22 protein-coding genes and 1 tRNA gene are annotated in these 17,732 nt (G+C 61.6%); 9 read left to right on the forward strand and 14 right to left on the reverse strand.

Annotated elements, in window-relative coordinates:
• The first annotated feature begins 8 nt into the window (after positions 1 to 8).
• Together CJD35_RS09990 and CJD35_RS09995 are read left to right on the forward strand one after the other, a co-directional pair.
• Complete coding sequence (locus CJD35_RS09990; RefSeq protein ID WP_086485417.1) at positions 9 to 872, forward strand: metallophosphoesterase family protein; 864 nt, start codon at positions 9 to 11, stop codon at positions 870 to 872.
• Positions 873 to 948: 76 nt separating this feature from the next.
• Positions 949 to 1,728 carry a helix-turn-helix domain-containing protein gene (locus CJD35_RS09995; protein ID WP_167383164.1) on the forward strand — a complete coding sequence of 260 codons (780 nt, stop codon included), beginning with the start codon at positions 949 to 951 and terminating at the stop codon, positions 1,726 to 1,728.
• 20 nt (positions 1,729 to 1,748) lie between these two features.
• Here the strand turns inward: CJD35_RS09995 and CJD35_RS10000 are convergent, their stop codons facing one another.
• Positions 1,749 to 2,600 (reverse strand): class I SAM-dependent methyltransferase, encoded by an 852-nt coding sequence (locus CJD35_RS10000; RefSeq protein WP_017181524.1) that lies wholly within the window; start codon positions 2,598 to 2,600, stop codon positions 1,749 to 1,751.
• Between the two features lie 40 nt (positions 2,601 to 2,640).
• Here CJD35_RS10000 and CJD35_RS10005 point away from each other — a divergent pair, with 40 nt between their 5' ends.
• From CJD35_RS10005 to CJD35_RS10025, 5 genes are all read left to right on the forward strand, one after another.
• The gene (locus CJD35_RS10005; protein ID WP_017181523.1) at positions 2,641 to 3,390 is read left to right on the forward strand and encodes a ComF family protein; all 750 of its coding nucleotides are present in this window, start codon (positions 2,641 to 2,643) and stop codon (positions 3,388 to 3,390) included.
• Positions 3,391 to 3,441: 51 nt separating this feature from the next.
• Positions 3,442 to 3,699: a glutaredoxin 3 gene (gene grxC / locus CJD35_RS10010; protein ID WP_017181522.1), complete on the forward strand. Its 258-nt coding sequence runs from the start codon at positions 3,442 to 3,444 to the stop codon at positions 3,697 to 3,699.
• Positions 3,700 to 3,704: 5 nt separating this feature from the next.
• On the forward strand, positions 3,705 to 4,535 hold the full coding sequence (locus CJD35_RS10015; protein WP_026002113.1) for a carbon-nitrogen hydrolase family protein: 831 nt from the start codon (positions 3,705 to 3,707) through the stop codon (positions 4,533 to 4,535).
• Positions 4,532 to 5,017: a DUF1178 family protein gene (locus CJD35_RS10020; protein ID WP_017181520.1), complete on the forward strand. Its 486-nt coding sequence runs from the start codon at positions 4,532 to 4,534 to the stop codon at positions 5,015 to 5,017. Before CJD35_RS10015 ends, CJD35_RS10020 begins: the two co-directional genes overlap by 4 nt.
• 36 nt (positions 5,018 to 5,053) lie before the next feature.
• Positions 5,054 to 5,130 (forward strand) — tRNA-Arg (locus CJD35_RS10025).
• 10 nt (positions 5,131 to 5,140) lie between these two features.
• Here the strand turns inward: CJD35_RS10025 and CJD35_RS10030 are convergent.
• From CJD35_RS10030 to CJD35_RS10050, 5 genes are all read right to left on the reverse strand, one after another.
• Positions 5,141 to 6,244: a tyrosine-type recombinase/integrase gene (locus CJD35_RS10030; protein ID WP_017181519.1), complete on the reverse strand. Its 1,104-nt coding sequence runs from the start codon at positions 6,242 to 6,244 to the stop codon at positions 5,141 to 5,143.
• Complete coding sequence (locus CJD35_RS10035) at positions 6,241 to 6,423, reverse strand: hypothetical protein (RefSeq protein ID WP_017181518.1); 183 nt, start codon at positions 6,421 to 6,423, stop codon at positions 6,241 to 6,243. Before CJD35_RS10035 ends, CJD35_RS10030 begins: the two co-directional genes overlap by 4 nt.
• A gap of 13 nt (positions 6,424 to 6,436) precedes the next feature.
• Positions 6,437 to 6,943, reverse strand: coding sequence for a hypothetical protein (locus tag CJD35_RS10040; RefSeq protein WP_017181517.1), 507 nt, complete (start codon positions 6,941 to 6,943; stop codon positions 6,437 to 6,439).
• 137 nt (positions 6,944 to 7,080) lie between these two features.
• Positions 7,081 to 7,386: a hypothetical protein gene (locus CJD35_RS10045; protein WP_167383146.1), complete on the reverse strand. Its 306-nt coding sequence runs from the start codon at positions 7,384 to 7,386 to the stop codon at positions 7,081 to 7,083.
• Between the two features lie 108 nt (positions 7,387 to 7,494).
• Complete coding sequence (locus tag CJD35_RS10050; protein ID WP_026002112.1) at positions 7,495 to 7,974, reverse strand: hypothetical protein; 480 nt, start codon at positions 7,972 to 7,974, stop codon at positions 7,495 to 7,497.
• A 454-nt stretch (positions 7,975 to 8,428) separates the two neighbouring features.
• Here CJD35_RS10050 and CJD35_RS10055 point away from each other — a divergent pair, with 454 nt between their 5' ends.
• The gene (locus tag CJD35_RS10055; protein WP_017181514.1) at positions 8,429 to 9,049 is read left to right on the forward strand and encodes a DUF4145 domain-containing protein; all 621 of its coding nucleotides are present in this window, start codon (positions 8,429 to 8,431) and stop codon (positions 9,047 to 9,049) included.
• A 139-nt stretch (positions 9,050 to 9,188) separates the two neighbouring features.
• Here CJD35_RS10055 and CJD35_RS23570 read toward each other — a convergent pair whose 3' ends face one another.
• On the reverse strand, positions 9,189 to 9,302 hold the full coding sequence (locus CJD35_RS23570) for a hypothetical protein (protein WP_167383147.1): 114 nt from the start codon (positions 9,300 to 9,302) through the stop codon (positions 9,189 to 9,191).
• Positions 9,303 to 9,386: 84 nt separating this feature from the next.
• On the opposite strand from CJD35_RS23570, the gene CJD35_RS10065 reads away from it, so the two are divergent.
• Complete coding sequence (locus CJD35_RS10065) at positions 9,387 to 10,469, forward strand: IS5 family transposase (protein ID WP_031309815.1); 1,083 nt, start codon at positions 9,387 to 9,389, stop codon at positions 10,467 to 10,469.
• 119 nt (positions 10,470 to 10,588) lie between these two features.
• Here CJD35_RS10065 and CJD35_RS10070 read toward each other — a convergent pair whose 3' ends face one another.
• The 7 genes from CJD35_RS10070 to CJD35_RS10095 form a co-directional block, all read right to left on the reverse strand.
• Positions 10,589 to 11,722, reverse strand: a complete 1,134-nt coding sequence (locus tag CJD35_RS10070; protein ID WP_095687017.1) for a phage major capsid protein — start codon at positions 11,720 to 11,722, stop codon at positions 10,589 to 10,591.
• Positions 11,719 to 12,384 (reverse strand): HK97 family phage prohead protease, encoded by a 666-nt coding sequence (locus CJD35_RS10075; protein WP_157742298.1) that lies wholly within the window; start codon positions 12,382 to 12,384, stop codon positions 11,719 to 11,721. Before CJD35_RS10075 ends, CJD35_RS10070 begins: the two co-directional genes overlap by 4 nt.
• A gap of 366 nt (positions 12,385 to 12,750) precedes the next feature.
• Complete coding sequence (locus CJD35_RS23575; protein WP_086485418.1) at positions 12,751 to 12,873, reverse strand: helix-turn-helix domain-containing protein; 123 nt, start codon at positions 12,871 to 12,873, stop codon at positions 12,751 to 12,753.
• Between the two features lie 423 nt (positions 12,874 to 13,296).
• Positions 13,297 to 13,455, reverse strand: a complete 159-nt coding sequence (locus CJD35_RS22390) for a hypothetical protein (protein WP_157742299.1) — start codon at positions 13,453 to 13,455, stop codon at positions 13,297 to 13,299.
• Positions 13,456 to 13,737: 282 nt separating this feature from the next.
• On the reverse strand, positions 13,738 to 16,314 hold the full coding sequence (locus CJD35_RS10085; RefSeq protein ID WP_017182206.1) for a phage/plasmid primase, P4 family: 2,577 nt from the start codon (positions 16,312 to 16,314) through the stop codon (positions 13,738 to 13,740).
• A gap of 210 nt (positions 16,315 to 16,524) precedes the next feature.
• Positions 16,525 to 16,746 (reverse strand): hypothetical protein, encoded by a 222-nt coding sequence (locus tag CJD35_RS10090; protein ID WP_017182205.1) that lies wholly within the window; start codon positions 16,744 to 16,746, stop codon positions 16,525 to 16,527.
• Complete coding sequence (locus CJD35_RS10095; RefSeq protein WP_017182204.1) at positions 16,737 to 17,705, reverse strand: magnesium and cobalt transport protein CorA; 969 nt, start codon at positions 17,703 to 17,705, stop codon at positions 16,737 to 16,739. Before CJD35_RS10095 ends, CJD35_RS10090 begins: the two co-directional genes overlap by 10 nt.
• Positions 17,706 to 17,732: the final 27 nt, after the last annotated feature.

The following is a 17,732-nucleotide window of genomic DNA, read 5'->3' on the forward strand; positions in this document are numbered from 1 at the left end:
AACTGATCATGGCCCGTATCGCTCATCTGTCCGACATTCATTTCGGCGCGCACGATCCGCGCATAGTCGACGCCGCCACAGCCTGGCTGGAGGAGCGTCGGCCCGACCTGGTCATCATCAGCGGCGACCTGACCCAGCGCGCGCGGGTCGAGCAGTTCCGCGCGGCGTCCGCATGGCTCAACCGGCTGCGCGCGGCGGGGCTGAAATTGCTGGTCATTCCCGGCAATCATGACATTCCGCTCTATGACGTTGTGCGGCGCTTTGCTGCCCCGCTCAAACGCTACAAACGCTATATCAGTCACGACCTGTGCCCCTGGTATGAGGATGACGAAGTCGCGATCCTTGGCCTCAACACCGCCCGGTCGCTGACCATCAAGGACGGGCGGATCAATCATGACCAGATGGACATGCTGCGGGACTATTTCGCGCCGGTCGCCAGCGACAAGACCCGCATATTGGTGACGCACCATCCCCTTTTTGCCATGCCGATCGGCCGGGGCGGGGAATTGAGCGAAGCGGTCGGCCAGCATGACGACGCGGTCCAGGCGGCATGCGAAGCAGGCGTCCATCTGGCGCTGGCGGGCCATTTTCACCGCACCTATGCGCAGGCGGCGCGCAAGATGGTGGAACGGGCGGGCGGCGCGTTGATCATCCAGGCCGGCACCGCGACATCGACCCGGCTGCGCAACGCCGAACCGCAAAGCTTCAACTGGCTGCACGTCCGGCGCAATAATGCGATGGAGCTGCAAGTGATCGTCTGGGACGGCGCAGGCTTTCGCCGGGCGAGCCATGTGGAATATGTCCGCGACGGGCAGGATTGGACGCCTCGGGACTTGGCGGACGCTCCAAGGATCGGTGAGATCGTGGAGTGAGGATATGGCTGCCCGATTACACTACAAATTTTTGGGGGTAGCTGCTTTCCCTGGCCTGACCTAGGTCGTCGACATGATGGACACGCAAAGGACGGATATGGGCTGGGCGTTGACCGAGAAGGAGAAGCAGACGCTGCGCCTGATCGTTCGCGGTCATGACGCGAAGTCGGTCGCGCGAAGTCTGGGCCTGTCGGTCCACACAATTAACGAGCGGTTGCGCGATGCGCGGCGGAAAATGGCGGTATCGAGCAGCCGGGAAGCGGCCCGGTTGCTGCTGGAGGTGGAGGGGGACGGTGCGGGACCGTCCCCCAATTATGTGGGGGACAAGGAAATCCGGGCAGACGCGCCGGATAGTCCGGTGGATCAGGACAGCGTGCCGATTAGCGGCGCAGGGCGGGCCATCCGCCCTTACTGGATCATCGTCGGAGTAGCTCTCATGACGCTTGCCCTTGGCCTGTTGGCCCTCACCGCTCTGCCGCAACTCGCTTCTGCCCCTTCTTCCCCGGTGGCAGTTGCCAGCACAGCACAAAATCCGGCAGTGGTGGATGCAGCGCGTCGATGGCTGGTGCTAGTTGACGAAGGGCGTTGGGACGAAAGCTATCGCGGGACTACCGTGACCTTTCGCCGGATGAACACGGCAAAGGTGTGGGCCGATACCTCGGAACAGGTGCGCGTGCCCTTGGGCGCGGCACTTTCGCGTATCTTCGTCAGTCAGGAAAATCTGCCTGCACCGCCCGCCGGCTATGAAGTGGTGAAATTCCGCACCCGTTTCGCCAACAAGGGAGAGGCGATCGAGACGGTCAGTCTGGATCGCGAGGATGGGCAGTGGCGCATAGCAGGCATCACTATCGAATGAAGTGGGGCAGGGGGCAGGCGTTATCCCGCCTTCCCCTTCAACGCCTCCGCCAGCGATACTGTCGCGCTGCCGCGTCGGGCCGGGGCGGCCTGGCTGGGGTCGGGTTTCCAGCCTGACAGATAGAGGATCGCCATCTGCTCCGCCGTCCGGCCATCCGGGTCCGCTGCATCGGCAAAATGGCGCGCGGCGGCGACAAGCGCGTCCCGACGCAGCGCGGGGGCGCGCGCCGTCAGCACATTGCCCGCGCCCATGCCGCGCAGGTCATGCATCAGCCGCAGCAGATCGCCATAGCGGATCGTCAGCGTCTCGCCATCGGCCACCGGCATCGCAAAGCCCGCGCGGCTGAGCAGGTCGCCCGCCGATCGCACATCGACCTGCGGGTGGATATGCTGGCCCGGCCGGTCTCCTTCGCCCACCATCAGCGCGGCGCGCAATCGCGGCAGGCTGCCAGCACCGGTGAAGGCAGCCAGCATCAGCCCGTCGGGCCGCAGCACCCGCCGCATCAGGATCAGCGCACCGGGCAGGTCATTGACGCTGTCGAGCGTGCCGCAGGCGATGACCAGATCGAAACTATTGTCGGCAAAGGGGAGGGCGTCCTCATCCCCCTGCACCCCATTGCTGGCACGGGCGGCGCGGAAGCCGGGGTCGATGCAGGCGACCCGCTTGCCCATCGCTTCCAGAGCGGCCCTGGCGCTGCCGTCCGGGCAGCCGATCACCAATGCTTCGGGCAGGTCGCGCTGCACATCGCCCAGCCGGTCGAGCAGTTCGTCCAGCATGGCGCGATAGAGAAAGTCATGGGCCGCAAAATCGGCCAGCATCCGGTCCCGCCGAATGCTGCGCAGGGAACGGTCGAATATGTCGGGGCTGCTCATGCCGGGCCTTGTGCAACGGGCGGGAAGGGGGACAAGGCAGATGATGCCTTTCCTGCCGCTTCTCAAGAGCGCGATCCGCCCCGCGCTTGATTATGCGCTGCCGCCGCGCTGTCCCGGTTGCGGCGTGATCGTGGGGGAAGATCATGGTTTCTGCCTGTCCTGCTGGGACGGCATGGAATTTTTGGGCGAACCTTGTTGCGCGCGCTGCGGCATACCCTTTCCGCATGACATGGGGGAGGGCGCGGAGTGCGGCGCCTGTCTGGCCGATCCGCCGCCCTTCGACAGCGCGCGGGCGGTGCTGGCCTATGGCGATGTCGCGCGCACGGTGGCGCTGCGACTGAAATATGGGCGGCGCATCGGCCTTGCCCGGCTGGTCGCGCGGCAGATGTTGCGCCATGTGCCCGCGACCGGCGAAGACCCGCCGCTGATCGTGCCGGTGCCGCTGCATCGCTGGCGATTATGGGGGCGGGGGTTCAACCAGTCGGCGCTGATCGCGGATCATTTGGGGCGACTGACCGGGCTGGCGGTGGACAAACATGGTCTGCTGCGGGTCAAACGGACGGCGCCCTTGCGCGGCATGCATCCGGGGCAGCGGGCAAGGGCGGTGCGCGGCGCCTTTGCGCTGGCGGCCGGGCATCGGATGACGGGACGACGCATCCTGCTGATCGACGACGTTCATACCAGCGGCGCGACGGCGGCCGCCTGCACCCATATTCTCAAGCGCGGCGGGGCTGGCGAGGTGCGGCTGCTGTGTTGGGCGCGGGCCCTGCCACGCGAAAGCGCCGATTGACAATGTAGAGCAAAGCCCCAATTTCAGGGAATAAGGAGCAACGACGGACAGATGGCAAAGGTCGAAATCTATACCAAGGCGTTTTGCGGCTATTGCGCGCGGGCCAAGGCGCTGCTGAATGACAAGGGTGTCGCGTTCGAGGAATATGACATCACGATGGGCGGGCCGAAACGCGCCGAGATGCTGGAACGCAGCCGGGGCGGCAGCACCGTGCCGCAAATCTTCATCGACGGACAGCATATCGGTGGCAGCGACGACATGGCGGCGCTGAACCGGCAGGGCAAGCTCGACCCGCTGCTGGGGCTGTGACCACCATGCGCGCCGCGCTGTTCCAGATGACCAGCGGCATTGATCCTGCCGCCAATGCCGCTGCCATCGTGGCGATGGCGGCGCGGGCCAGGGGGGAGGGGGCGGACATGCTCTTCACCCCGGAAATGGCGGGCTATCTGGACCGCGACCGCGCGCGCGCTGCTGCCACATTGCGATGCCAAGCCGATGATGCGGTGCTTGCCGCCGTGCGCGATGCTGCGGCCAGGGAGGGCCTGTGGATTCATATCGGATCGCTGCCTTTGAAAGATGAGCGCGCCGACGGTCGCTGGGCCAATCGCAGCTTCCTGATCGACGACACCGGCGCGATCCGGGCGCAATATGACAAGATCCACCTGTTCGACGTCGATCTGGCGACGGGCGAAAGCTGGCGCGAATCGTCGGTCTACGGGCCGGGCGAACAGGTGGTCGCTGCCGATACGCCCTGGGGCCGTATGGGTTTTTCGATCTGCTACGACATGCGCTTTCCCGACCTGTATCGCGCACTGACCAATGCCGGGGCGACGATCCTTCTGGCCCCGGCCGCCTTCACCGTGCCGACCGGACAGGCGCATTGGCATGTGCTGTTGCGCGCCCGCGCGATCGAGGCAGGCTGCTTCGTCATTGCGACGGCGCAGGTCGGCGCGCATGCGGACGGGCGCGTGACCTATGGCCATAGCCTGGTTGTCGATCCATGGGGCGAGGTGCTGCTCGACATGGGGGAGGCTGGGGGACTGGGGCTTGTCGATATCGACCTGACGCGGCTAGGGGATGTGAGGGTGCGTGTGCCCGCCATCGCCAACCGCCGTGCCATTGCGCAGGAAGTGCAAATTTCGTGATCGTGTTCGACCTTAAATGCCAGTCGCAGGGCCATGTGTTCGAAGCCTGGTTCGGTTCCAGCGCCGACTATGCGGACCAGCAGGAACGCGGGCTTCTGGCCTGCCCGATATGTGGCGACCCGCAGGTGACCAAAGCAGTGATGGCGCCCGCGGTTGCGGCCAAGGGCAATAGCCGCTCGGTCGTGGTGCAGGACGCCCCCGCGCCTGCGCCCGGCGCCGCCGTCGCGATCAGCACGGGCGACGCGGCCAAGATGCGCGCGATGGTCGAAGCGCTTGCGCAGGCCCAGCAAAAGCTGCTGGAAGGGTCCACCTGGGTTGGCCGCGGCTTTGCCGAACAGGCGCGCGCCATGCATTATGGCGAACAGGCCAGCGGCAGCATCCATGGCGAGGTCGCCCCGGCAGAGGCGAAAGCGCTGATGGAAGAGGGCGTGCCGGTCGCGCCGCTGCCTTTTCCCGTCATTCCCCCCGAAGCGAAGAATTGACCGCGTCGCCCGCCCATAATAGAGGCCAAGCGATGGGCACCCGTAGCTCAGCAGGATAGAGCATCAGATTCCTAATCTGAGGGCCATGGGTTCGAATCCCGTCGGGTGCACCACCTTTTTCATTTATGCCTCCTTTTTCAATAGCTTGTCGCTCTGATTGGCTAACCGTTTGCCAAGGTTAGCCATCAACATCGCACCAGCTTCGTCCGAAAGTGACTTTTGATCAGCCGCCGCTGTGTAGCGCGCGACCTCGCTATCAGTCGTGTGACCGGTCCAAGATTTGATTTGCTGATTGGAGCAGCCTGCCTCTGCGAATCGTCGTGCAGCCGCTTTGCGGAGGCCGTGGGCGCTGCATTCGGTCAGACCGGCTTCATCGCACCACTCGCGGATTTTGTTGCCAAATCCCTTGCGCGTGAAAGGACGACCAAAGCCGTTGACGATGAACACCATCGCGCGGGAAGGGGTCGCTAAGATCGAGGTTGCCAGCGGAGGCAGGACAGGCAGGCTTACCGTCACACCGGTTTTTTCCTGTGTGAGGGTAATTCGCTTGTCACGAACATGGCCCGGCCCGAGCAAGCGCACGTCGCCGCCGCGCTGGCCGGTGAACAGCAGCAGGTCGAACGCAAGGCGCGCCATCGTGCCGATCTGGTGCGTCGCCTCATAGGCGGCAATCTCCGCCTCGGTCCAAGTGTGAAAGCCGCCACCTTCGACCTTGAAGGGCCGCGTAGCATCGACGGGATTGGTTTTCGCGAGACCCTGCCGAATCGCGAATTGCATTAGAGCCTTTAGGCGCTTGCGAAGCATGTTTGCCGATGTCCGGTGCGGCAGCATGTCGGCCATCATCTTCTCGACGTGACGCGCCTGTAGGTCGCGCACCAGTGCCTCGCCATAGCGCCTGCCGCTAGACGGCTTTTGCTGCCGCCAGCGCTCCAGCACCCCGCGATACACGACCCGGGTGCGTTCGCCAGGATCGAGAAAGTCGGGTGACCGGTAATAACGGGCTATCAGGTCGTCAAACGTGCCGGGCATCGCCCTATCGGCGCCAGGATCGATCGCGGGCGCGGTTATGCCATCAAGGCAGGCCGCATATTCCTGCCGGAATGCGTCCGTGCCCGGCGCAGCCTTGAAAGCATATGAGGTGAAGCCCTTGCGACGAAAGCGATAGCGCGGCTTTCCGTGCCGGTCGCGATACTCGCTTACCCATTCAGGAAGCCAACGCCGTTTCATGTGCCTAGGATCTCATCGAATGAATTGCTGGCTGCTGCGCGTGCTTGGCCGTCAAACAGAACTTCGATCAAGCCGGCCGGGTCAAAACGAACGCCGGTCGGCTTCAATCCGGCCGCGACAGCTGCCTTTAAGGCGCGTGTAGCGTCGGCTTGTTTGAATGTGGCGCGGCGTGCGGTCATCGCTAAATAGCCTTCACGACAGTCCAAGCCCGGACAAAACTTGATTGCGGAGGGCATTGAGATTGATCAAAATCGTCGCGGGAGCCATGAGTTGCGAAGATGGATTGAACATCAACTCGATTGGCAAAACATCGTTCGTCGCGACGCACTGGCCGCGCTCCGCGCCGGGGCAATAGACATAGAGCGTATAGCCCAAAGTCTTCTCATCAAACACGTCGCCCGGATTGCGATCATGACCGCCGAAGCTGTCCGTGACAGAGCCAACATGGGCAAAATCATACATCGCTCGGTCAAAAGCGACTTTGGGTTCGATCCCGCAAGACACGAGCTGATGCGCCAGAGCATAGCCTAGCGCATCTTCGAGGGTGAACTCATGCCCTTTGCCGAATGTCTCGGCGGCCTTGGAATCTCCAATAATGCGCCAGTTTCCTCGCGACAGGTGCGCGCGGAAATTGATGGCGGTCATGCCTGCGGCTTTTGCCACTTGCGAACTGGAGAATTTGGCGTTGGAAATGTTCATCTGATCACCTAACACTGTAGTATCAAGGCGTATGTCTGTTACTGCGGTATCATGCAAGCAGTTTTCACTTTGCGCGCATTTTGGCATTCCACGCCAGAAAGGCGAGCGAATGCGTACGGCACGCTCTGACCGGGCGATCATGGACGACAACCCATATCCCAGCGCCGCTGGCGCTCTGACTCGATCTCGTTGAGCGGCCCTAATGTCTGATCGACGCCATAGACCGGCAAAAGGCGGTAATAGTCCTGGCCCTCTGCCGCCTGCGGTTCGTCCTCGACATTACCGCCGAACCAGTCGTCCTGGTCATCGTCGCTGTCCGGTTCGGCGTCTGGGGTCTTGGAGCTGGCAGTCATAGCCCAACCGGCCATGCGAAAACGTGCGGGCGTCGTCGTCCGACGCGGCGCAACAATCTTCATCGTCATCCTCCCGATCGGGGTCGCCATCCGCCGCGTCGAGCATGGCAATCAGAAATTCAATCTGATCCTCGATCGCGCGACGATTCGCTGGCGACCAGGACAGGGGCGATGCTACGGGGAAAGGGAAATGCATGCTCATCGGGCAGCCTCCCACATGCTAAGAAGGCGATCAGCGTCACGCAAAACTAGATCGATGACCGCTGGATATTCATCATCACCATCCAGCACGTCCATATCGCCTGTTTTGATGTAGGTGAGCTTGGCCCGTAGTGCTGTCAGGGTGGCAATAGGCGCAGCCATCATGGCCCGCTCTGCCTCCCTATGAAGCGCGCCCCAATCATTCATTTCCTCATCCGACATGTCAGATGACGTCGTTTTGAAACTCGCCTCCCATGCCGCATCGATCTTGATCCTGTGCGCGTGCAGCTGCCAAAAAAGCGCGTCCGCTTCATCTGCGCGAGCAAAGAGAGGCTTCCGCCCTTCCGAAATGGAAGGGGTCAGCGCGTGAACGGAGGGCACTGTCGCAATTTGGGAAATGGCCAAGGCAGCGAGTGCCTGGCGGCGACCGATAGGGTTGGCATAGGCGGATTCCGCCCGTAGATGGGAGTGAGCCACGATCGATCTCCTGGATCGGTTGTTGGTTAGGGCTGGCGCAAGGATTAGGCCCCTTGCGTCCGCCCGTTATTTATGGTTGCTTAAATTAGTGAACGCAAGCGAAAAAATGCAACCAAAAAAGCGAGGCCGCCCAGCGATCGGGGCAGGCACGCCTATCCAGGTCCGCCTTCAGCCTGAGCAACTAGCTGCGCTAGACGCATGGATTATGCGCCAAGACGGACGGCGGCTATCAAGACCCGAAGCGATCCGCATTCTAATCGACCGTCTAATTTAGTGTCGAAAATTCAGGGGAAATAATGTGAAATGGACATGTCCCTACTGTCAAACCGCGCAAGTAGTTGTGCCCTCACAGAGGAGCCTAAAGACCTCTCTGGTTGGTATAGAGAATCTTTCTGAAGGACGGGTTGGATTTTCTATAGAATCGATCGGATGCGCCAATTCAGATTTTTCTCGGTTGACAGTTTTCGTAGCTTTACGACGTGTTCATCCCAGTTATTCTCCTGATCGACTTGATTTTGATTCATGCTACCAAGAGTGGAATTTTCTTCCAGAAGGATCGGCGAAGCCGCAGCCCAACTATATACCCGCTCCACTTTTGGAAGATTACGCTGAAGCCTGTCGTATCCGGACCCTTAGTCCAAAGGCCTCCGCCACTTTATCACGGCGCTGTTTGCAAGGCATGATAAGAGACTTTTGCGGCATATCAAAATCGACTCTTTTGCAAGAAATTACCGAGTTGAGAAAAAGGGTAGATGAAGGCGACGCACCTAAGGGCGTCAATAGTGAGGCTGTCGACGCGATCGACCAGGTGAGGGGTATCGGCAATATCGGTGCCCACATGGAAAAAGACATCAACCTGATCATTCCGGTTGATGCCGATGAAGCCCAGGTTCTTATTCAATTGATCGAAATGCTGTTCGAGGAATGGTATGTCGCTCGCAACAGTCGCCAGCAGCGCCTTGCACGCATTGCCAGCGTGAGTGACGAAAAGAAGGCAGCGATCGCGAACGCTCGCGCCGGACAAAATGCCCTTGCTCCGCCCACGGTCAATCCTCCTGAAGAATCGACTGAATGAGCATAGGAGGGACAGACTTTCGCCTGTCCCTCCTACTGCCGTGCTGCGCGATTGAACCAATCAGCCCACGCTAGGCATCCGCCAGGCATCGCACTTGTCGCTGTCGGCCGCACGGCGTCGGCCTCGGGAGTCGGCGGACTTATTCGGCGGAGACCCGCAGCAACTTGATCGCTTCGCTGTTCAGAACGGAGCCATGAACCCGCTTGCGGAAATACCATTTGATGATCCCCTTCGTGGTGTAGGGGTCGCGCAACACATTCAGCTGGACACCTCGAAAAACTCTGGCGTTTGATCGGCGGATTTGATTCACTTCGTCGGCGATGCGTAGGAGGCGATGATGGCAAGTCAGCCTGGTTTCTTCGATCTTTCGGACCGGTACGATGCGCTGAGCGCGGCGGGCGATCCGCTGGAGCGATTAGCGGCAGTTGTGGATTTCGAGGTTTTCCGTGGTCCGCTGGTGGCAGCGCTTCGTCGCTGCGTTCGCGGCAAGGGTGGGCGACCGCCCTTTGATCCGGTGCTGATGTTCAAGATTCTGGTTCTACAGGCGCTCTATTCGCTGTCGGACGAGGCCGCCGAGTTTCAGATCAAAGACCGGTTGTCATTCCAACGGTTCCTGGGCCTTGGGCTCGATGGCACCGTGCCGGATGCGACCACGGTGTGGCTGTTTCGGGAACGCCTGGTAAATGCCAAGGCCATAGACAAACTTTTCGCTCGCTTCGACGCTGCCCTCAAGGATCGGGGCTATCTCGCCATGGGCGGGCAAATCATCGACGCTACGGTCGTGCAGGCACCCAAACAGCGCAATACCGAAGCGGAGAAAGCAGCGATCAAGGAAGGCGGCGTGCCCGAGGGCTGGAAGCCGGCCAAGACCCGGCAAAAGGACCGTGATGCGCGCTGGTCGATCAAGTACAGCAAGGCCAAGATCAAAGAGGGCGCCGATCCCAAGGCGGCTAGGCCGGTCGATCTGGCCATCCCGATGTTCGGGTACAAGAATCATATCGGCATCGACAAAACCCATGGGCTGATCCGCACCTGGGATGCCAGCGCCGCCAATGCCCATGACGGCGCACGGCTGCCGGTTCTGATCAGTAAGGACAACACTGCCTCCGGCGTCTGGGCTGATACCGCCTATCGATCCAAGAAGAACGAGGCGTTCCTGGCCAGTGGCATGTTCACCAGCCACATTCACCAGCGGCGTAAACCGCGGCGAGCGTTGCCTGAGCGGATCGCCAAGGCCAATACCCGGCGTTCCAAGATCCGCGCCCAGGTCGAGCATGTGTTCGCCGGGCAAAAGAACCGCATGGGGCTGGTCGTGCGCACCATCGGCATCGCCCGCGCTACCATCAAGATCGGCATGGCCAACTTGGCCTATAACTTCCAGCGCTTGGCCTGGCTCGAAGGGCGAACTGCGCCTGCTTGATATGAACCAAGCGCCACCGACGGTAAATCCGGCCACTGCGGCACCGGCAATATCGAAATCACCGACAAATACGCTGCAACATCACTCCTTCCACGCCGCCTCAATCCGCACCGTCGACCCTACACGCAAATCCAGCGGTTCTTCGAGGTGTCCAGCTTAGTGCGGTCGCCGATGACGTAGCCGCGTTGCCAGTTGCCAAAGGCGAGCGGCGTAGCGTCCGCAACAACCGGGTCCATATGTTCCGCCTCCAGCACAGGATAGCCCAACAGCGTTCCTGGCACACCATCGGTCAATGACGGGATGAAGAGCGGGCGGCCAAGTTCATCCCTGAGCTGGGTCAGATAGGAAATCATCTCGGTTGCGGCGAGCCATGCCACGCCAGGCGCCTGTCGGTAACCGGCCTTCATGCTGAAAATCATCTTCACCAGGAGCGAGATCATGTCAGTGGAAAGCGACGCAGGGTTTCCGGTCGGGATATATTGCAGGGTGCCCACTGGACGCGCGCCATCGGCCTGCGTGGTGGCGATGCGATCCGGTGCAAGAAAACCGGCTGGCTTCTTAATCCCGTTGCCCCGGATGAACGCTTCGCTCTCGCTTTCCGCGAAAGCGTCCACCACATTTTCCTCCAGGAACTGGTCCATGTTGATGATTGCATCCTCTACCACTTCTTCGCTCGCAGCGGGCAGGGCGTAGAGGGTGCCACCCGGCGGATTGACTGTCGCCAGTTCGGGCGTCTCTGTTTCAGTGCGCTCCTCGGTTTCACCGACCCATCCGGCCGTCGCACCCCGCGCGTTTACGGGCAGTACGACCTTGGGGCTGGATATGAAATCAACCACCCGACAAATGCGGCGCAAAGGCGACTGGCGCAGCACTAGGGTCTCGATCTGCGCTGCTATGACCTCCGGCACCAGATAGCCTCCATCGGGGTCGCTATTTTCACGCATGGCCGAAGTCACCACGCCCCGCATGATGTTGGCCAGGCTGTCGCGGGCATCGCCGCTGCAACTCAGGTTCCGCATATCCGCCATGCCGAAGCTCGAAGGGGCGATGCCGTCGACGTTGCCTGCCGGCTGCTGTCCGGGGCGGGAGATGCCGCCGCCGCGTGCGGCAGCTGGATGGAGGGGCTGTTGCCGTTGTGACCGCTGGAGCGCCTGAACGGCGTCGTTGATGGTGGTAATCTGCCCCTCGAAGCCGGACAGCGCCGCGTCAACGCTATCGGTATGCTGGCGCAGCAGTTCTTCAATTTCGCTCATGTTCGGTCCTTCTTGAAACGGGCCAGTTTACTGCTGGCGCTGGTGAGGATGGTGGAAATGGCTTCGTCGGCCTGCCCGTCGCTGGCGTTGATCGCCCGCCAGGCCGCACTTGCGGCAATTTTTGCCTTGCGCCCTGACATGCCCGCGTCGCGCAACAGCTCTTCAACCTCGCGCGGTCCGTTGAGCGAATTGACCTGAAGGATGTTCGTGCCTTTGTTCGCAGGGACGCTCACAAGGCTGATCTCTACGAGATCCGCCTCGGTGATGATCTCGCCCGAAACGTCGCCGGCGGATCGTCCAGTCGGGCGAACGACCTGACTTTTGATGTGAAGTGCGCCAGTCGATAGGCTCTGGATCGCCTTTGCCTTGACAAGGGCATAGGCTTCTGCACCGTCGCGGGTCGATCGCTCGATCGTTCCTTGCACGTGCATCTTGTTGCCCTGCGACTGGATCGACCGCCATGCGCCGACCGGGCGATTCAAGTCATGAAACATCAACATGGCGGGCATCGTCCCGGCCGCCATATGCGCCGCTACAGACTTGTCGAAGGCACCGGCCGCATAACGCCGCCGGTTTCGATCAAGCTGACCATCGTCGAAAGCGGCAATGCCGGTCAGGGTGCCAGCATCATCAAGACTTGAAATGGTAATTGGGAAATTCATGCGCATAGTCCGACAGCTCGCCCAAATGGGCGTTTCAGGAAGCCGTCGCCTTGCGCGATCCTCGCGGTTGGCAGAGGGTCAGAAACACGGACACCCGCGTTTTGACCTTCACGGCATAGCAAAGGAGTGATCGAGGATCAAGCGCCCCGATGTGGGCGCGCCGCAGTGTCCAAACGGTCCATGCGGTCCACGCGATCGGCTTCCGTTCTGAGGGCATCGGAAAGCACACGGCTCGCACCAAATCGCCGGAATAGCTCGACCGTTGCAGCAACAGATCCCGCCAGAACTAAATGCCGCGGGTGTAGGGCCAGCTCCTCGTAAATGGCCGCACTGACTCGCTGCGCCACCGCGCCCGCTTGATCCAGTTCATTCACTTTCGGTTCCTTTGCGTTTTGAGAAAAGCTCGTCCGCGTATGCTCGGCGCAGCGTTGGCTCGGACACGCCCAGCGCTTTTGCGATCGTCATCTTGCTCGCCCCGGCGCGGCGCATACGGGCCACTTGGGCGCGGGTCGCATCGGTCGGGACGTGGCGGGGCCGTCCGCGCGGGACAGAGCCGACGCCAAGCTCAGAAAAATAAATGGCGTAAAGGGTGGACTGCGAGACACCGATAGCCCGCGCTATCGCTGGTCGTGTTTTACCGGAACGTACCAAGTCACTGACAAGTAATGATTTTTCTGGCGTTTTATTGTGGGGTGGTATGCCACCTCGTCGGGGTGGCGTATCACACGCCGGAACCGCGCTCTGAAAATCGCTTTCAGCTAAAAAAAGTCTCCCGATGGGGACTGAGGCGGTGCAGACCCCCCGGCCTTAGCGACTTTTGACCACCCCCCCGGCCTCTGTTTGCCGGTGCTGTATCACACCCTGCGTCCCCAGACGTGTGATTGACCACACGGTCTCGCTGTCCCTTTTGGCTCATCGTCCAGCCTCCATGTCAGTGGCGAGCGCGGCGATCTCCCGGCGCAGTTCATCGCGCCGCTCGAAGTAGCGTTCGGGGTTTTGCCAATCGGGATGAAGGCGGCCGACTTCTCGGGCGAGCGAGCGCAGCCGGGATGAAGGGGAAACCCGCCTCATAACACCGACCCTTGCACCAAAAGCTGTGAGCCTTGCACACCCTTGCGCAGTCTGGAGACATGGAATGGCGGAAAACCGCCATTCTCTTTGAGAGAATGCAATACTTGCAAGACTAGCAAGGCTTTTGTGTAACTCTCGCGCATGCGCGCAGACGCGCGCCCGCGCGCACACGCATGAGGACAACAATGCACATAGGCGTTGCAGGTGTTGCAAAGGCGCAGAAAACCGCGCCTAAAGCGTTGCATCAGGTGTTGCGCTAGCGTTGCACGAAGCGTTGCAAGCCTAGATTGGCAAGTCATCGTCATCCTCCCAGGGGCGACGGGGCGCTTCAAATCCGGGCACGAAGTCGTCGGCCATCTCATCACTCGCCAGGTCGTCGGCCGTGCGCGTCATCTCCAGGTCGAGCCACCGCATGCCGTGACTTTCGATTTTGCGATAACCGCGATCGAGCATGGCTTTGCTGAAGCCCATCTGCGTCCACTCCCGTTCACCGGCGGCGCGCGCCCATGCCAGGAACAAAGCGTAGAGCTTGGATGACTGGACCCGCTGCCCATCGGCAGGGCGCGTGCAGGCCGCCAGGAAGCGACCGAGCGGGTCGCTCTGCTCCCGATAGTCGGCCGTCGCACCGCGCACGCTGGCCGGTTCCTGAAGGCCGCGAAGCCGCCAGTCGAGTAGCCCGGCCAAAAGCCGGTTGAGTATCCCGCTGGCCTCATCCCGAAGCTTGGCGACTAATTGCCGGTCTTTCTCCGCGTCGGGGATTTGGACGTCCCACGGCACCAGCATCACGCGCCGCCAGATGCCATCGTCCACCCCACTGATCGACGGGCGATGATTGCCCGATATGATCATCTTGAAAGCGGGATGCAGATCGAAAGGATCACGGTTTAAGCGCCGGACCGGCATAGGCTCGCCGCCCGTCGCCAGTTTGATCAGCGCTTCGGCCAGTTTCGATCCCTTTTCAGGTTCGGACGTGCGCAGCAGACGAACGCCCACAAGCGCCGCCAGGTCCGGGGAAGCCTCTGACCCTTTCCGCTTTCGACCCTGATCAAGGAAGGTCTCGATCGGCACGGTCCCGGCATAATCGCCCGCGATCGTCGCCCATGTGTCCACCAGCGTCGATTTGCCGTTTGCACCCTTGCCATAGAAGAACGCCAGCTTTTGCTCGCTCACGTCGCCTGTCAGGGACAACCCGCCCCAGCGATGGAGAAAAGCCCGCATTTCGTCCGAAGGCTGCACCCTCTCTAGAAAGCGATCATAGCGCTCGCACGTCGCGCCTGGCCGATACTCTACCGGCACAAGCCGCGTGATCAGGTCGCGCGGATCATGCGGGCGTAGCCGCAGTTGCGCCCACGGTTCCGGCGCATCCGGTTCATGCACAAGCTCTAACGTGCCGTTGGCGCAATTGATCAGGAACGGATTGCGATCGAGCTGCTCAGGCTGGACCGTCAGGCCATAGCCTTCGAGCTGGCGTGCAATACCAGCAATACAGGCGAGCTTCGCCGCGCTCTCCGAGGCCTTCGCCCAGGCCGCGAGCTTATCCGACAAAAGCACCTCATCACCGTTGCGCTTCGTCTCGATCAGGTCATCCAGCGCGCCCGCGTCGCCATGATCGCGACGGCCGCTGTCCCGCATGACGCGCGCCTCCTGCCTGATCGCGCGCACGGTCGCATGCACCCACCCGCCAATCAGGGCTTCGGCCCCGTCATGGATGTAGCGCCGCCCGTCATGGGCAATCCAGCCCCATTTATCGACATAGCGCACGCGATCACCAAAGCGGGCCGCGAAACGCTCCGCGTTGCCCAGGTCAGTCAGCGGCACCATGCATAGACGGCGATGCAGAGCATCCTCATCCGGCGTATTGTCATTGGCCTCTGCAGGCCGCACCCGCGCCGTTGTTTGGCGGCGCACTTGCTGCCGATCCGCAATGGCTGCAAGGTCGCGTGGCTTGCCCAGGCCCGCCAACCAACCGCTGTCAATGGTGGCCGTCAGTTGCGCCTCGCTGTCCCTTCCCGGATTCTTCGCGGCCGACTGTTCCAGCGCTGCGCGCGCCATCCCTTCTGGCAAAGCGCCAGCCGCGACCAGCTGAGCAATGTTGAACGCTGCGCGGTTAAGGCTGTCCTGCCTCCCGCCCGTTCCTGCGGTTTCCACTTCGGCACACTCGCGCTGGAGCGCGGTCAAGGCATAGCGCTCCGTCGCCGCGTCACCCTTTCCCTTGCCCAGAGGAGGCGACCCATTGGCCTTGCTGGCCTTGCGCGGGCGAAGGATCGACAGCAGCGCGTCTGGCGCATCGACAATCGGCGCGGCGCTATCATCGCGTAGCCAACGATAAACGCCACCGGCGGCATTGCGCCCAGGCGGTGCAATCACATAGCCGCCATCGCCGCGCACATCGACATGATCGGGCAGCGCATTGCTGTTGCGGATCGGATCCTCGTCAGGCTGGCGATAATATACATGGACCCCGCCCGAGGGGGTTCGGACGGCGAGTGACGGCGGCAGGGCGCAGCCCATCTGCGCCTCTAATTCCGCCTTCAGTCGATCGAGCGTCCATTCCTCGCCCGTATCGGCGTCTATTCGCGGATCGAAGTCGAGGGCGAAAAAACCGCTCTTTCCCGTCGCAATGCCGATCAGCGCGTGTGGCCAGCGCCTCCACCAGGCCCGCACCGTCTCCGTGTCGCAACTGGCCTTGGACAGGCCTCCGCTCTTGGGAACCGGCTTCCCGTCAACAATCTCGCGCTGGACAAGCGGACGCTTGTCGCGCGGATTGCAGGGCAACACCGGCCAACCCCGCGCAGCATAGGCCAAGGCGGTGGAAAGTATCTTTTGGTCGATCGCAGGGGGGCTAGGCTCAGTCGCCATGGACCGAACCGAAACATAGCCGCGCCGCCTTAGAGAGGCGCAAAAGTGGCTTCGTTCGGTTCGCCAACGCGTTCATAACGCATTGAACTTGCTTGGCAGCTGTTGGCCGGGTTCGCCAGCCTAAGCCATTATAAATCGGAGAAACAAGCAACCCCGTCGGGTGCACCATTTTTTACAGCTTCAGGCGCCAGCGCGGGCATGCGTGCCCGTTCAGCCTTCTGCCAGCATGGCGTCGATGATCGCCTGCCAGGCGGCAAGCGCTGTGCTATCCATCGCCAGGTCGGGATCGCGGATCGTAGCCAGCACGACGCGGGCATTGTCGCGATACATGCGCCGCATCGGTTCTGCATCGGGATCGTCCCAGTCCCAGTCGGGCGCGATATTGGCGTACATGGCGCGGGCTGCGCGTTCCAGGGCGTTGGTTACAGCCATTTGAGTTTCCTGAAGCGAACATAGAGCAGGGCGCAGATGATGCTGATCACGCCCAGCACCACGAAATAGCCATAGCGGGTGCGCAGTTCGGGCATATTCTCGAAATTCATGCCGTAAATGCCCGCAATCGCGGTCGGAACGGCCAGGATGGCGGCCCAGGCAGCCAATTGGCGGGTGATGACGCCGGTGCGCTGCTGTTCCAGCAAATTGCTGAATTCGAACACGGACGCCAGAATCTCGCGCAGATCCTCCACCATCGTCTGGACCCGGCGCACATGGTCGCGCACGTCGCTGAAATAGGGGCGGGCCTCCGCATCGATGCAGGGCAGTTCCTGCTTGACGAATTTGGTAGCGACTTCGTGCATCGGCGTCAGGATACGCTGGAAACGCAGCAGCTGACGGCGCAGGTTGAAGATGCGGGTGATGTCATCATGTCCCAGGAACGTGTCGATGGTGTGCTGTTCCATCGCCAGCACCTCTTCCTCTATCCCCTCGATGATCGGCAGATAGCCATCAACCACGAAGTCGAGAATGGCGTGCAGGACATAATCGACCCCCTGGGCGAGGCGGGCGGGCACCGCCTCCAGATCCTGCCGCAGGGCAAGGTGCGCGCGCGAAGAGCCGTGGCGGACGGTGATGATATGGCTGTGGCCCACGAAGATCGCGGTTTCGCCGTAGCAGATGCTGTCATCTTCGACATGGGCGGTCCGGGCGACGACGAACAGCTGGTCGCCATAAAGGTCGACTTTGGGCAGCTGGTTGGCCTTGACCGCATCCTCGACAGCCAGCGGATGCAGATCATAGGTGCGCTGGAGCGCCTGCATTTCCGCCAGCGTGGGGTCGGCGACGCCGATCCAGACAAATTCGGATTTGTCGTGGGCGCAGTCGATTCGCTCGTCGATCGACACCGACCGGACACGGGCGCCGTTGCGATAGAGATAGGCAGCGATGACAGTCATGAACAGGTCCGGCTTGGGGCAAGGCGA

This window comes from Sphingobium xenophagum (genome assembly GCF_002288285.1).
GTDB lineage: Bacteria > Pseudomonadota > Alphaproteobacteria > Sphingomonadales > Sphingomonadaceae > Sphingobium > Sphingobium xenophagum.

Coding starts and splice junctions, on each gene's coding strand:
- CJD35_RS10045 (WP_167383146.1), bottom strand. CDS start 7,386: ATGGCGACCCCGATCGGGAGGATGACGATGAAGATTGTTGCGCCGCGT.
- CJD35_RS10070 (WP_095687017.1), bottom strand. CDS start 11,722: ATGAGCGAAATTGAAGAACTGCTGCGCCAGCATACCGATAGCGTTGAC.
- CJD35_RS10000 (WP_017181524.1), bottom strand. CDS start 2,600: ATGAGCAGCCCCGACATATTCGACCGTTCCCTGCGCAGCATTCGGCGG.
- CJD35_RS10030 (WP_017181519.1), bottom strand. CDS start 6,244: ATGAAACGGCGTTGGCTTCCTGAATGGGTAAGCGAGTATCGCGACCGG.
- CJD35_RS10085 (WP_017182206.1), bottom strand. CDS start 16,314: ATGGCGACTGAGCCTAGCCCCCCTGCGATCGACCAAAAGATACTTTCC.
- CJD35_RS10090 (WP_017182205.1), bottom strand. CDS start 16,746: ATGGCTGTAACCAACGCCCTGGAACGCGCAGCCCGCGCCATGTACGCC.
- CJD35_RS10040 (WP_017181517.1), bottom strand. CDS start 6,943: ATGAACATTTCCAACGCCAAATTCTCCAGTTCGCAAGTGGCAAAAGCC.
- CJD35_RS10065 (WP_031309815.1), top strand. CDS start 9,387: ATGGCAAGTCAGCCTGGTTTCTTCGATCTTTCGGACCGGTACGATGCG.
- CJD35_RS09995 (WP_167383164.1), top strand. CDS start 949: ATGGACACGCAAAGGACGGATATGGGCTGGGCGTTGACCGAGAAGGAG.
- CJD35_RS23575 (WP_086485418.1), bottom strand. CDS start 12,873: ATGCGCCGCGCCGGGGCGAGCAAGATGACGATCGCAAAAGCGCTGGGC.
- CJD35_RS22390 (WP_157742299.1), bottom strand. CDS start 13,455: ATGAGGCGGGTTTCCCCTTCATCCCGGCTGCGCTCGCTCGCCCGAGAA.
- CJD35_RS10075 (WP_157742298.1), bottom strand. CDS start 12,384: ATGAATTTCCCAATTACCATTTCAAGTCTTGATGATGCTGGCACCCTG.
- CJD35_RS10035 (WP_017181518.1), bottom strand. CDS start 6,423: ATGACCGCACGCCGCGCCACATTCAAACAAGCCGACGCTACACGCGCC.
- CJD35_RS10005 (WP_017181523.1), top strand. CDS start 2,641: ATGATGCCTTTCCTGCCGCTTCTCAAGAGCGCGATCCGCCCCGCGCTT.
- CJD35_RS10095 (WP_017182204.1), bottom strand. CDS start 17,705: ATGACTGTCATCGCTGCCTATCTCTATCGCAACGGCGCCCGTGTCCGG.
- grxC (WP_017181522.1), top strand. CDS start 3,442: ATGGCAAAGGTCGAAATCTATACCAAGGCGTTTTGCGGCTATTGCGCG.
- CJD35_RS09990 (WP_086485417.1), top strand. CDS start 9: ATGGCCCGTATCGCTCATCTGTCCGACATTCATTTCGGCGCGCACGAT.
- CJD35_RS10015 (WP_026002113.1), top strand. CDS start 3,705: ATGCGCGCCGCGCTGTTCCAGATGACCAGCGGCATTGATCCTGCCGCC.